We start from the raw sequence: 13337 nt of genomic DNA, 5'->3' as shown, positions 1-13337 counted from the left end.
GCTTTCAGCCCACGACTTTATGAGTAACGGCCAAGTCGTGGGCTGAAGCCCACTCCCACAGGGGGGGTGTCACGCTGGCACCGGCACCTTATCCACAATGCCCGTCACCACATCCTCGGCAGAGAGTCCAGAAAACTTGGCCTCCGGGTCCAGCACCAAACGATGGGCCACCGTGGGCACGGCGATTTCCCGGATGGCGTCGGGCGTCACGAAGTCGAAGCCGTCCAGCACCGCCAACGCCTGGGCGCATTTCATCAGGGCCAGGCCAGCGCGGGGACCGGCCCCCAGCCGGATCCCCACCGCCGTGCGGGTGGCGCGGACGATGTCCACGATATAGCGCTTGAGTTCGTCGCTCACGGCCACCTGCCCCACCTGCGCCCGCAAGCGGCGGATTTCCGCCAGATCGACGCAGGGTTCCTGGGGCGTGTGGAGTTGGCCGCGCTGGTGGGCGGTGAGGATGTCGATCTCGTCCTCGGCCCGCACATAGCCCAGGCTGAAGCGCAGGGCGAAGCGGTCGAGTTGCGCTTCCGGCAGGGGATAGGTGCCGTGGAATTCCACCGGATTCTGGGTGGCGATGACGAAGAACGGCGATTCCAGGGCGTGCATCCGTCGTTCCACGCTGACTTGGGATTCGGCCATGGCTTCCAGCAGGGCCGACTGGGTGCGCGGCGAGGCGCGGTTGATTTCGTCCGCCAGCAGGATATGGCAGAAGATCGGCCCCGGCGCGAAGCGGAATTCCCGGCGGCTCGGGTCCAGGATGGACACGCCCAGGATGTCGGCGGGCAGGAGGTCGGGGGTGAACTGCACCCGCTGGAACTGCGCCCGGCACGAGTGGGCCAGGGCTTTCGCCAGGGTGGTTTTGCCGGTGCCGGGGACGTCTTCAAGCAGGACGTGCCCGCCAGCGGCGAATGCCGCGAGCAGGCGGCGGATGGCGGTTTCTTGGCCTTTGAGGCTGCGTTCGAGATTGGCAGATAAATTCTGGAGTGTGGCGCGGGCGGCTTGAAAGTGTTCGTCCATATAACGCTGGTTATTGGTGGGTTCGGTTGGCCAGCAAGCGGCGGCCTCAAATTCCGAAGGCATGATGCCCATGACTTGCGAGGGCTGGGGTACATGCCGGGGTCGGCGGCTATCGGCGGGCTAATCTTAGCCGATTAGGTTTTGGAAAATCCGTTGGCGCCATGTCTATTCGGGGCAACCGCGCTATGTGATTTTTTCCCTCTCCAGCGGGAGAGGGCGGGGCGAGGGGGATCAAAAACAGGTATTCCCCCCTTTTTGATCCGCTTGATCTGATGAGGGTGGCGACTGAAAACCTTTTGGAATCCCCCTCACCCTGAAGAGGGACAAAATTTCGTTTCACGCATAGCGCGATTGCCCTGATGTCTACCCGTGCTAATCCCTACAAACCGCGACCATCGCTGGGTGTCCATAAGTTAAGCCGCAGACGTTGCGTTTTCGGCTTAACTCCGCCGGGGTGCCTGGATTCGGCGCATCGGCGTCAAAATGGGAATTCCAACGCGTATGACTTAAGGAGGCGCAGTTATGGCCACTCTGCATCAGTCCATTGAAATCGACGTTCCGGTACGGGTCGCGTACAACCAGTGGACGCAGTTCGAAGAGTTTCCGAACTTCATGGAAAACATTGAGGAAGTCCGCCAGTTGGATGACAAGCATCTACATTGGCGCGCCGCCCTGGGGGGGACGGAAAAGGAGTGGGATACCGAAATCACCGAGCAGGTGCCCGACCAGCGCATCGCTTGGCGCACCGTGCAAGGCGCGCAAAATCACGGGGTGGTGAATTTCGAGTCGTTGGACGCGGCTCGGACCCGCGTCACCGTGGATGTTGAATATCAGCCGGAATCCGTGATGGAGAAGGTCGGCGATATGCTCGGCATGGTGTCCTCGAATGTGGAGGACGACTTGGAGAACTTCAAGGAGTTCATCGAATCCCAAGGCAAGGAAACCGGCGCCTGGCGCGGCGAGATTCACTGACACATAGGCCGACTCGGTTTTGAAAACCGAGTCGGCCTTTCTTCCAAGGAATAAATCCCAATTTGATCCCCCCTCACCCTAACCCTTTCCCAAAGGGAGGGGGGACAAAGCGCTCGGACGCTTCGTCAAGCTCAGTCAAATCCTGGTCTGTCGGCGCGACGGGAATCGCATAAGACCCCGTCGCCCATTCCCCCAAATCAATCAGCTTGCAGCGCTCGCCGCAGAAGGGCCGGAATTGTTCGGTTTCGACCCAGGCCACGGCCCGTCCGCAAGTGGGGCATTTAACCGTACTCATATAGATAACGCTGTTGGTTAAGGGACATTTTTCTCCTTTCCCTGTGGGAGAGGGTTGGGGTGAGGGTGGTCAAATGAAGCTCATCTATAACAGGCAGCAGGTCAGTTGAAATCGGACATCCTGGGGGCATTGGACGGGCCGCTGGGCGATGTCGGGAATCATGAAGCGCACGGTGAAACGGTGCTTGCCGCCGCTGATTTCGGCGAAGTACGGTTCCGGGCGTCGCACCGCCACCCGCAGCAGTTGATAGGGCAGGGTGTGATCCAGGGTCTTCTGGAAGAAGCCAGCGCTGGCCTGTTCATCCGAGGGCAAGGCGCAGGTGCGGATGAAATTCAGGAGGATGTCGATGGCCGAGCGGATGAGCCGGAAGGGCCGTATCCAGTCCTCCAAATCCTGTTTGCGTTGCGCGTCGCCCAGTTGCAGCCAGTAGTGGAAGGCAGGCAAGTCAAAGGAGCAGGTGCCGCCGGGAATGGTGCTGCGCTGGGAAATGCTTTTGAACAAATCGTTCTCCATCAAGGACAGGCCAATCTTGCCCGGCGTGCCGTACAGCTCTTTGCTGAGGGATTCCAATTTCGCCAAAATCTTGTCCAGCTTGCCCCGGTCCACGTCTTGCTGGCTACGGGTCATCTTGGTCAGCACCGCCGAGTGCCGGTCCAATTCTTTGAGGGCTTCGGATTTGAGATCGTTCCGGCTGAACAGCGCGAGAATGTCCAGCAAGGTGGCGATCACGGCGCGGCTGTCCCAGACGGAGTCGCCTGCCATGAAGTGGTCGAGCTGTTGAAAAAGCTGCTCCAGGCGCATGAATAAACGAATCCGTTCGTTCAATGGAAACTCGTAAATGATGGAGTCGTTCAAATGGGAAAGTCCCGAAATGGTATAGGTGGTGAAGAAATCCGGTCCCGGATTTTATGAAACCCATCCGTGATTTTTGGAACATTTTCGTTCATCGGAATCATTAGTCAAGAGCCGCCGCAGAGGCGGATTGGGGCGCTTTAGCCTTGATTAATATTAAGAAAACAGCGGTGTAGCTGGTCGATTTGGGCTGACAGGAAAGCCAGGTCAGATGAATTCTCGATGAGATCATCCGCCGCCGCCAGCCGGTCTTCGCGGGATAGTTGGGCGGACAGAATCCGTTCCACTTCGGCGTCGTCCGAGCCATCCCGGGCCTTGACCCGCCGCCGCTGGATTTCCGGCGGGCAATCCACCACCAGCAAGCGATCCACGAAGCCCCGCTGGCCAGTCTCCAACAACAGCGGCACCACCAGCAGGCAATAAGGCCCGCTCAAACCGGCGCTCCGCCGCGCCATGGTCTCGTACACCAGCGGATGAATCAGGGATTCCAGCCAGTGGCGGGCGTCGGGCTGGGCGAAAATGAGCCGCCGGAGGAGGGTCCGGTCCAGCCGTCCGTCCACCAGCAAATCCGGGCCGAAGCGCCGGACGATGGCTTCAAGGGCGGGCTGGCCCGGTTCGACCAATTCGCGGGAGATGACGTCGGCGTCCAGCACGGGCACGCCTTTGGCGGCGAACAGGTCGGCGACCGTGGTCTTGCCACAGCCGATGCCGCCCGTCAGTCCGATTTTGAGCATGGGCGAAGGCGTTAAATGCCCAGGTAGGCGGCATTGATGGCGTCGCCCCACATCAGGGCGAGCCAGCCGGCGATGGCGAGATACGGCCCAAACGGGATGGGCACGCGGTGGTCATGCTTGGCGAAGGCGATCATGGCGATGCCAATCACCGCCCCGGCCACGGATGACAACAGCACGATGGCGGGCAGCTTGCTCCAGCCCAGCCACGCGCCCAGCAGGGCCAGCAGCTTGAAATCGCCGTAGCCCATGCCCTCCTTGTCGGTGGCGAGCCTGAACAGGTGGTAGACGGACCACAGGGCCAGATAGCCGAACACGGCACCCAGGATGCTGGCCGTGCTGTCCGCGAAAATGGGGAAGAGGCTAAGGAAAAGGCCGATCCACAATAGGGGCTGGGTGATGCTGTCGGGCAGCAATTGCCGGTCGATGTCGATGAAGCTGAGGGAAATCAGGCTCCAGGTCAGGCCCAGCGCGGCGGCGGCCTGCCAGGTCACGCCAAAGCGCCAGGCCACCGCCACCGACAGCAGGGCGGTGAGCATTTCCACCGCCGGATAGCGTGGCGAAATCCGCGCCCCACAGCCGGAGCAACGCCCCCGCAGCCATAGATAGCTGATGACCGGAATGTTTTCCGAGGCGTTGATGAGCCTCCCGCAATGCGGACAGCCGGAGCGGGGAACCACGAGGTTGTAGGATTCGGCGGGTTCGGCGGGCGTGTCCGGCTCCAGAAACGCCCGGCATTCCTGGCGCCAGCCCCGCTCCATCATGATGGGCAGCCGATGGATCACCACATTGAGGAAACTGCCCACCATGAGTCCGAGCATTCCCACGGCCACCCAGTAAAAGGGCGGATAAGCCTCCATTAACTCCAACAACGCGCTTACTCCTCTGGCCGACTTTTAGATGGCGGAACCCAACTTGAAGATGGGCAGGTACATCGCGACCACCAAGCCGCCGACGATGGTGCCGAGAATCGCCATGATCATCGGCTCGATCAGGCTGCTCAGCGAGTCCACCATGTTGTCCACTTCCTCCTCGTAAAAGTCGGCCACTTTGTTCAACATGCTGTCCAGGGAGCCGGATTCCTCGCCGATGGCGACCATCTGGATCACCATGTTGGGGAACAGGTTCAGTTGGCGCATGGACATCTGCAACTGGGTGCCGGTCGAGACTTCGTCACGTATCCGCAGGACCGCCGTGGCATAGACGATGTTGCCGGTGGCGCCGGCCACCGACTTGAGCGCCTCCACCAGGGGCACGCCGGCGGTCGACATGGTTCCCAGCGTCCGGGCGAAGCGAGCGATGGCGGCCTTGTGCATGATCATGCCGACGACCGGGATTTGCAGCACCGCCCGGTCCAGCAGCCGGTTGAACGTCTTGGACCGTTCCTTGAGCCGGGCGAACGTCCAGCCAACGCCGATGAGAACCCCCAGCACGATATACCAATAATCCTGGAGGAACCGCGACATGGAGACCACCAGCTTGGTGAAGGCGGGCAGGTCCGCGCCGAAGCCCTTGAACAAGTTCTCGAACTGCGGCACCACGAAGACCAACAGAATCGCCGTGACGACAAAGGCGATGACCAGGACGGCCGTCGGATAGGTCAGGGCTTTCTTGATCTTCGCCTTGAGTGATTCGGTTTTTTCTTTGTAATCAGCGATCTTGTGCAGCAAGGTTTCCAACACACCGGCCTGTTCGCCCGCGTGGACCAGGTTGCAGAACAATTCGTCGAAATAAACGGGATGCTTGCCGAGCGCTTCCGCCAGGGAGCTGCCCCCCTCCACATCGGCCTTAATCCCTAGGATCAACTCCTGCATACTGGGATTCTCGTGGCCGCGCCCGACGATTTCGAAGGCTTGGACCAGCGGTACGCCCGCCGACATCATGGTTGCCAACTGACGGCTGAACACGGCGATGTCTTTGGTGATGATTTTCTTTTTCCCGCCACTGAACAATGGCTTGGCCTTTTTCTTGATTTTGCCGACCCGTATCCCTTGGCGACGCAGTTCGGCCCGCGCCACGGTCTCGCTGCGGGACGTCAGTTCGCCCCTCAGCTTGGCGCCGTTCCGATCCGTCCCTTCCCATACGAACGTGGCCTGTTCTTCTTTTGCCATGACGTTTTAATCCCGTGTGACACGATCAATTTCGGCCAGGCTGGTAATGCCGGACTTGATTTTTTTAAGGCCCGATTCGCGAAGATCGGCGACGCCCTCGGCCTTGGCCTGGTCGGCGATGCGGGCGACGCTGCCGCCTTCGAGGATGATGCGGTTCATGGCTTCGGAAATCGGCATCACCTGATAAATACCCACCCGGCCCTTGTAGCCGTTGACGCACTTGTCGCACCCGACCGGCGCGTACACGGTCATCCCGCCCTCCAGGTCCCTCTCCCGGAAGCCGGCCTGCAATAGCACTTCGGGCGGCAAATCGTCCACCTTCTTGCAGTGTTCGCACAGGCGGCGGGCCAAGCGCTGGGCCATGATGAGCAGCACCGACGAGGAGATGTTGAACGGCGGGATGCCCATCTGCATGAGACGGTTGAGGGTTTGCGGGGCGTCGTTGGTGTGCAGGGTGGACAGCACCAAGTGGCCGGTCTGGGCGGCTTTGACGGCGATGGAGGCGGTTTCCAGGTCACGGATTTCGCCCACCATGATGACGTCCGGGTCTTGCCGCAGGAAGGCTTTGAGCGCTTCGGCGAAGGTCAGGCCGGTCTTCACGTTCACGTTGACCTGATTGATGCCGGGCACGGTGATTTCCACCGGGTCCTCGGCGGTGGAGATGTTGCGGTCCTGGGTGTTGAGGATGTTCAACCCGGTGTAAAGGCTCACGGTCTTGCCGCTGCCGGTCGGACCCGTGACCAGGATCATGCCGTAGGGCTTGGAGAGCGCCTTGAGGAAACTGGCCTGCTGCTCCGGCTCGAAACCGAGCTTTTCGATGCCGAGCTGGGCGGCGGTGGGATCGAGGATACGCATCACGATCTTCTCGCCGAACAAGGTGGGGCAAGTGTTGACGCGGAAGTCGATGGCGCGGGTCTTGGAGAGGGCCATTTTGATACGGCCATCCTGCGGCACCCGGCGCTCGGCGATGTCCATCCGCGACATCACCTTGATGCGGGCGGAGATGCGGTTTGCCAGCGCCGAGGGCGGGGCGGCGACCTCGTGCAACATGCCATCCTGGCGGAAGCGGACGCGGAAATTCTTTTCGTAAGGCTCGAAGTGAATATCGGACGCGCCTTTCTTGATGGCGTCCAGCAGAATCTTGTTCACGAATCGGACGATGGGCGCGTCGTCGATGTCGCTGGTGTCGGCGTCGGTGGGCGCGTCGATGTCGTCCCCGCCCGTGATGGTCAGATTTTCCAGGTCCGAATCCATCAACTCCTTGAAGGTGGTGTCCGCCGCTTCCAGGGCGGTGTCGATCAGCTTAGCGAGCTTGTCCTCTTCGACCAGCACGCTTTCCGTGGTCAGGCGGGACTGGAATTTGATTTCGTCGAGGGCTTGGAGATTGGTCGGGTCGGAGACCGCCAGGAACAGCTTGTTGCCCCGCTGGAAGATGGGCAGTACGTGATGCTTGCGGATCAGCTTCTCGTTGACCACCTTGATGGGCATGAATTCCGGGGAAATGGCGGATAGATCGAACAGGGGGATGCCGAATTCACGGGAGGCGGTGGTGGCGATGGTTAGGCTGTCGATGACTTTCTTGCTAACCAGGTGGGTGACGAAGGGGACGTGCTTACGGAACGCTTCTTCGAAATAAGTCTGCGCGTCCGCCTCGGATAAAAGTTCTTCTTTAACTAGGCACTTGGCCAACCCGCTCAGCAGAGCTTTCGAAACCGAGATTGCCATGGTGATTTAATGGCCCCGCGAACCGTGGTGCAGTGTTAAAAATCGGATAATTCCAAACATCGGTATTATTGGTTGATGAGTGGGCTTTGTCCACTTGGCGGCACAGTCTCTAACATTGATTTGGGAAGCACGACGATGGGGCAGCCGTGCTTCCTCGTCCCTGCCCCCGCTCAAAGGGCGCGGATTTTTTCCGACTGAGCCTGCAACTCCGCGAGGCTGGCCCGCAGCTCCCGCAGCCGGGCCTGTTCCTTCTCAACCACTTGAGCCGGGGCTTTCGCCAGGAAGCTCTCGTCACTGAGCTTGCCTTCCAGGCGCGGCAGTTCCTTATTCAAGCGCTGGATTTCCTTGTCCAGCCGGGCCAGTTCCGCGTCCTTGTCGATCAAGCCCTGCATCGGAATCAACACCTTCAAGTCGCCCACCAAGGCCATGGCCGATTCCGGCGCGGCCTCGTCGGCGTTCAGCCAGACCAGGCTTTCCACCCGGCCAAACCGCGCCACGAAGTCTTGGTTGCTCTCGAAATAAGCACGATCTTGCTCCGAGCCGTTTTGCAGCAACACCGGCAAGGGTTTGGACGGGTTGATATTCATTTCCCCGCGAATCCGCCGGATGCCCGACAGCACGTCCATCACCCAAGCCATTTCCTGTTCCGCTGCCGAATCCTGCGGCCAAGCCTCCGCCGTCGGGTAAGCATGGCGCATGAGGGTCTCGCCGGACTGCCCAGCCAACGGGGCGACCCGCTGCCAGATTTCCTCAGTGATATAGGGCATCAGCGGATGAGCGAGGCGCAGAATACTATCGAGGACGCGCACCAAGGTTTGCCGGGTTCCGCGCCGGGCCGCTTCGCTGTCCGATTGCAGGGCAATCTTGGCGAGTTCCAGATACCAGTCGCAGTATTCGTTCCAGACGAATTCATAGATGGACTGGGCCGCGTGGTCAAAACGGTAGCCGTCCAGCGCTTCGCGGGTGAATTGGATGGTGAGATGCAAGCGGCTTTGAATCCACCGATCCGGCAGGCTGTAGACGCATTCGCCGGTCAGGCCGGTGTCTTGGCCTTCGGTGTTCATCAACACATAGCGGGCGGCGTTCCACAGCTTGTTGCAGAAGTTGCGGTAGCCCTCGACCCGGCCCATGTCGAACTTGATGTCGCGGCCCGTGGAAGCCAGCGAGGCGAAGGTGAAGCGCAGCGCATCGCAGCCGAAGGCCCGGATGCCCTCGGGAAATTCCTTGCGGGTGCGCTTTTCGATCTTCTCCGCCATCTGCGGCTGCATCAGGCCGGAGGTGCGTTTCGCCACCAAGTCGTCCATGCTGATGCCGTCGATGATGTCCAGCGGGTCCAACACGTTGCCCTTAGATTTCGACATCTTCTGGCCTTCCGCATCGCGCACCAGCCCGTGCACATACACGGTCTTGAACGGCACCTGCGGCGAGCCATCCGGGTGCTTCATGAAGTGCATGGTCATCATCACCATGCGGGCCACCCAGAAGAAGATGATGTCGAAGCCCGTCACCAGCACGTCGGTGGGGTGGAAGGTCTTCAATTCCGCCGTGTCGTCCGGCCAACCCAGGGTGGAGAAGGTCCACAGCGCCGACGAGAACCAGGTATCCAGCACGTCGTCGTCCTGGCGCAGTGCCAGCCCGGCATCGAGGCTGTACTTGGCGCGAACTTCGGCCTCGTTGCGGCCCACGTAAACCTTGCCCTGGTTGTCGTACCACGCCGGGATGCGATGGCCCCACCACAACTGCCGGGAGATACACCAATCCTGAATGTCCCGCATCCACGAGAAATACAGGTTCTCGTACTGCTGCGGCACGAAGCGGATGCGGCCATCTTCCACGGCTTCAATCGCCGGTTTGGCGAGGGTCTTGGCGTCCACATACCACTGGTCGGTCAGCCACGGTTCGATGACCACGCCGGAGCGGTCGCCACGGGGGACTTTCAGGGTATGCGGGTCGATCTTTTCCACCAGCCCTAGGCTGTCCAGTTCGGCGACGATTTTTTTCCGCGCCTCGAAGCGGTCCAGCCCGGCGTAGGCTTCCGGTGCTCTCTCGCCGTGGGTGCCAGCGTAGCCCTCGAAGGTCAGCACGGTGAATTCGTGCAGGACGCGGGCGTCTCGGTCCAGCACGTTGATGAGCGGCAGGTTATGGCGCTTGCCGACTTCGTAGTCGTTGAAGTCGTGGGCTGGGGTGATCTTCACGCAGCCGGTGCCGAATTCGGGATCGACGTACTCGTCGGCGACGATGGGGATTTCCCGGTTGGCGATGGGCAACCGGACGGATTTGCCGACCAAGTGTTTATAGCGCTCGTCATCCGGGTGAACGGCCACGGCGGTATCACCCAGCATGGTTTCCGGGCGGGTGGTGGCGACGACCAGATGGCCCGAGCCATCCGCCAGCGGATAGCGGAAATGCCACATCGACCCCTTTTCCTCTTCGCTCTGCACTTCCAGGTCGGAAATGGCGGTGTGAAGTTTTGGATCCCAGTTCACGAGCCGCTTGCCGCGATAAATCAGGCCGTCGTCGTAGAGCCGCACGAAGGCTTCCTGCACGGCGCGGGACAAGCCTTCGTCCATGGTGAAGCGCTCGCGGCTCCAGTCCACCGACGAACCCAGCCGCCGCAATTGGCGGGTGATGGTGCCGCCGGATTCGGCTTTCCATTCCCAGACCTTCTCCAAGAACTTGTCGCGGCCTAGGTCGTGGCGGGTGATGTTCTGCGCGGCGAGTTGGCGCTCGACGACCATTTGGGTGGCAATGCCCGCATGGTCGGTGCCCACCTGCCAGAGGGTGTTATGGCCCTTCATGCGGTGGTAGCGGATGAGGGCGTCCATGATGGTGTTGTTGAAGCCATGGCCCATGTGGAGGCTCCCGGTCACGTTGGGCGGCGGGATGGCGATGCAGTAGGACGGGCCTTGGCCGGAGGGCTTGAAGTAGTCGTTGGCTTCCCAGGTTTCGTACCAGCGTTGTTCGATGAGGTGGGGGTCGTAGGTTTTGTCCATGGGGTTTGGAATAGAGGTTCAGAGTATGCGTTGGGCGGGGATTATAGCGGGAGCAGGGTGTCTGTAGGTCGGGCTTTAGCCTGACAACATGGATCGGGCTAAAGCCCGACCTACAGGGGGGCGGGATGTCGGGCTAAAGCCCGACCTACATTTCTTCCAGCCAGGCCGCGTCCCATAAGGGGTACTCGGCCAAACGCCCGACCAAGCCCGCCCTCAGTGGATTACCGACGATATAGCGGGCTATGACACGCAAGTCTTCGTCTTGGCGTACCGCATGATCGTAGAAATTCGGCTGCCATACCGGGTGCCCGATGAGCCGAGCGCTGCCGCCTTTCACTCGCTGTACAACCTCCGAAAGTCTGCCCTCCCGCAATGCCATGAGCCAATGCAGATGGTCGGGCATGACGACAAAACATAAAGTCTCGGCCCGGCCTTCTTCGTGTAGTGTTTTGAGTTGCTTCACCACGCGGCGGCCTTTGGCAAGGTCAGTGAAAATGGGTTCGCGCCACAAGGTTGTGGTGGTGATGTGGTAGACCGTACCTTGTATCGAGCGTCTACCAATGCGCAGGTCGCTGTAAGGCATCGCAAACCTCCGAATGAGGTTGGGCTTTATCTCGCTCGTGTAGGTCAGGCTTTAGCCTGACGCGGGTTCAAATGTCGGGCTAAAGCGCGACCTACAGGCCTTGAATGTCTTTCTTGTAAGTCGGGCTTCAGCCCGATCCCCCGCCATCCAGCTTAACGGTGTCTGGCAAATACCCCGCCTCCTTATACGCCTTATACCGCCGCCGCCCCGCCAACTTCACCCCCTCATCCTGATCCACCAACTCCGCCACCCGCCCGAACCGCTCAAACCCGGCGGGCATCTCCGGGGCCAGATTCACCAGCACATCAGCCATGTGTTCCGGGGTAGGACCATGGCCGATCAGCACCGGCGCCACGTCCGACCCGCCCGGATGCAACTCATGGGCAACGAAGCTGCCCTGCCGGAAGGTCCACAATAAGTCGTCGAGGACGCGGGTTTCCTCCTCGGACGCGGTGTGCAGATAAACCTTGTGCCCCTGCCGGTACGCCTTTTCGATGAGCTTGCAGGCCATCAGCGAACGGTCGCGGGGATCGAAGCCGGGCAGCACGTAGAAGTCGATGCGGGTCATGATTCGGTCTGGTTGGAATGCCGTTCTGGATGACAGTGGAAGGAAAGCTTTATTTGGTCGCCCTCACCCCAACCCTCTCCCGTGGGGAGAGGGGGAGGAATAGGGGTTACTAAAATCACTCGGCGCTGGCGGTGGCTTCCGCCGCCCGGTCCAGCAAGTACTGAACGAGCAAGGGCACGGGCCGACCCGTCGCGCCTTTCTCAGCACCAGTTTTCCAAGCCGTCCCGGCGATGTCCACATGCGCCCACGGGAATTCCTTGGCGAAACGGGACAGGAAGCAAGAGGCCGTGATGCTGCCGCCGTCGGGTCCGCCGATGTTGGCGAGGTCGGCGAAGTTGGATTTCAGCAATTCCTGATAGTCGTCCCACAGCGGCATCCGCCACACCCGGTCGAAGGACGCATCGCCCGCCGCCAGCACCGCCGCCGCCAAATCCTCGTTATTGCTCCACAGCCCCGACGGCACCCGGCCCAGAGCCACGACGCAGGCGCCGGTCAGCGTCGCCACGTCGATGACCGCCGCCGGTTCGTAGCGCTTGGCGTAGGTCAGCGCGTCGCACAGCAGCAAGCGGCCCTCGGCGTCGGTGTTGAGGATTTCGATGGTGAGACCGGCCATGCTTTTCACGATGTCGCCGGGCTTGTTGGCCGTGCCGGAGGGCAGGTTTTCCGAGGCGGGCACGATGCCGACTACGTTGAGCGGCAAGCCCATTTCCACGACAGCGGCCATCGCGCCGATGACGCCCGCGCCGCCGCACATGTCGTATTTCATCTCGTCCATGTTGGCGGACGGCTTGATGGAAATGCCGCCCGCGTCGAAGGTCAGCCCCTTGCCGACCAACACATAGGGCTTGCTGTCCTTGTCGTCCGCGCCGAAGTATTCCATCACGATCAGCTTGGCCGGTTCCTCGCTGCCCTTGGAGACGGACAGGAAGGCGCCCATGCCCAGCTTGTCCAGTTCCTTCTCTTCCAGCACGTCCACCTTGAGCTTGTGTTTGTGCTTCTTGCCCAGCTTCTCGGCCTGCTCGGCCAGATAGGTGGGCGTGCAGATGTTGCCGGGCAGATTGGCGAGTTCCTTGGCGAGGCTCATGCCGTGGGCGATGGCTTCGCCCTGCTCGATGGCGAGTTTCGCCGCCGCCAGCGTTTCCTCGCCGTCCACCGCGAAATGCAGCTTGGCGAGGCGCGGCTTGTGGTTCTCCACCTCGCTTTTCGTCTGGGTGAAGCGGTAGAGGGAGGCTTCGACGATTTCCACAAACTGGCGGATGTTCCAGCTCGCGTCGCGGCCCTCGACTTCGGCCTCGTGCAGGAAGCTCACCGCTTGCTTGGTGTTGGAGTCCTTCAGCGCCTTGGCGGCGGCTGCCAGCGCCTTGCGGTAGGCACCCGGCTTGAGTTCTTCCTTCTTGCCCAGGCCGACCAAAATCACCCGGTCGATGTCTTCGCTGGGCACATGCGGGACGGACAGCATGTCACCGGCCTTGCCTTCGATGTCGTCGCGC

The 13337-nt window shown here is 61.0% G+C and carries 12 protein-coding genes; 1 reads left to right on the top strand and 11 read right to left on the bottom strand.

Annotation, left to right across the window (positions count from 1 at the left end; translation table 11 throughout):
* Positions 1-69: 69 nt before the first annotated feature.
* Positions 70-1017 carry an AAA family ATPase gene (locus tag ACXWUF_RS09185; RefSeq protein WP_458494371.1) on the bottom strand — a complete coding sequence of 316 codons (948 nt, stop codon included), beginning with the start codon at positions 1015-1017 and terminating at the stop codon, positions 70-72.
* A 522-nt stretch (positions 1018-1539) separates the two neighbouring features.
* Between ACXWUF_RS09185 and ACXWUF_RS09180 the strand changes: the two genes are divergently transcribed.
* Complete coding sequence (locus ACXWUF_RS09180) at positions 1540-1989, top strand: SRPBCC family protein (RefSeq protein ID WP_458494370.1); 450 nt, start codon at positions 1540-1542, stop codon at positions 1987-1989.
* Positions 1990-2062: 73 nt separating this feature from the next.
* On the opposite strand, the gene ACXWUF_RS09175 is transcribed toward ACXWUF_RS09180, so the two are convergent.
* From ACXWUF_RS09175 to ACXWUF_RS09130, 10 genes are all read right to left on the bottom strand, one after another.
* Positions 2063-2284 carry a DNA gyrase inhibitor YacG gene (locus tag ACXWUF_RS09175; protein ID WP_458494369.1) on the bottom strand — a complete coding sequence of 74 codons (222 nt, stop codon included), beginning with the start codon at positions 2282-2284 and terminating at the stop codon, positions 2063-2065.
* An 84-nt stretch (positions 2285-2368) separates the two neighbouring features.
* Complete coding sequence (zapD, locus tag ACXWUF_RS09170) at positions 2369-3139, bottom strand: cell division protein ZapD (protein WP_458494368.1); 771 nt, start codon at positions 3137-3139, stop codon at positions 2369-2371.
* A 137-nt stretch (positions 3140-3276) separates the two neighbouring features.
* Complete coding sequence (gene coaE, locus ACXWUF_RS09165; RefSeq protein WP_458494367.1) at positions 3277-3870, bottom strand: dephospho-CoA kinase; 594 nt, start codon at positions 3868-3870, stop codon at positions 3277-3279.
* A gap of 11 nt (positions 3871-3881) precedes the next feature.
* Positions 3882-4727, bottom strand: a complete 846-nt coding sequence (locus tag ACXWUF_RS09160; RefSeq protein WP_458494372.1) for a prepilin peptidase — start codon at positions 4725-4727, stop codon at positions 3882-3884.
* Positions 4728-4763: 36 nt separating this feature from the next.
* Positions 4764-5978, bottom strand: coding sequence for a type II secretion system F family protein (locus ACXWUF_RS09155; RefSeq protein WP_458494366.1), 1215 nt, complete (start codon positions 5976-5978; stop codon positions 4764-4766).
* Between the two features lie 6 nt (positions 5979-5984).
* Positions 5985-7703 carry a type IV-A pilus assembly ATPase PilB gene (gene pilB / locus ACXWUF_RS09150; protein ID WP_458494365.1) on the bottom strand — a complete coding sequence of 573 codons (1719 nt, stop codon included), beginning with the start codon at positions 7701-7703 and terminating at the stop codon, positions 5985-5987.
* Between the two features lie 170 nt (positions 7704-7873).
* Positions 7874-10696: a valine--tRNA ligase gene (locus ACXWUF_RS09145; protein ID WP_458494364.1), complete on the bottom strand. Its 2823-nt coding sequence runs from the start codon at positions 10694-10696 to the stop codon at positions 7874-7876.
* A 145-nt stretch (positions 10697-10841) separates the two neighbouring features.
* The gene (locus ACXWUF_RS09140; RefSeq protein ID WP_458494363.1) at positions 10842-11279 is read right to left on the bottom strand and encodes an REP-associated tyrosine transposase; all 438 of its coding nucleotides are present in this window, start codon (positions 11277-11279) and stop codon (positions 10842-10844) included.
* A 127-nt stretch (positions 11280-11406) separates the two neighbouring features.
* Positions 11407-11847: a DNA polymerase III subunit chi gene (locus ACXWUF_RS09135; protein WP_458494362.1), complete on the bottom strand. Its 441-nt coding sequence runs from the start codon at positions 11845-11847 to the stop codon at positions 11407-11409.
* 115 nt (positions 11848-11962) lie between these two features.
* Positions 11963-13337, bottom strand: a 1375-nt coding sequence (locus tag ACXWUF_RS09130; RefSeq protein WP_458494361.1) for a leucyl aminopeptidase, incomplete at its 5' end; no start/stop codon positions are given.

This window comes from Methylomagnum sp., assembly GCF_054333355.1.
The sequence above is the reverse complement of the archived record's forward strand: the minus strand, read 5'-3'. Positions and strand labels throughout refer to the sequence as shown.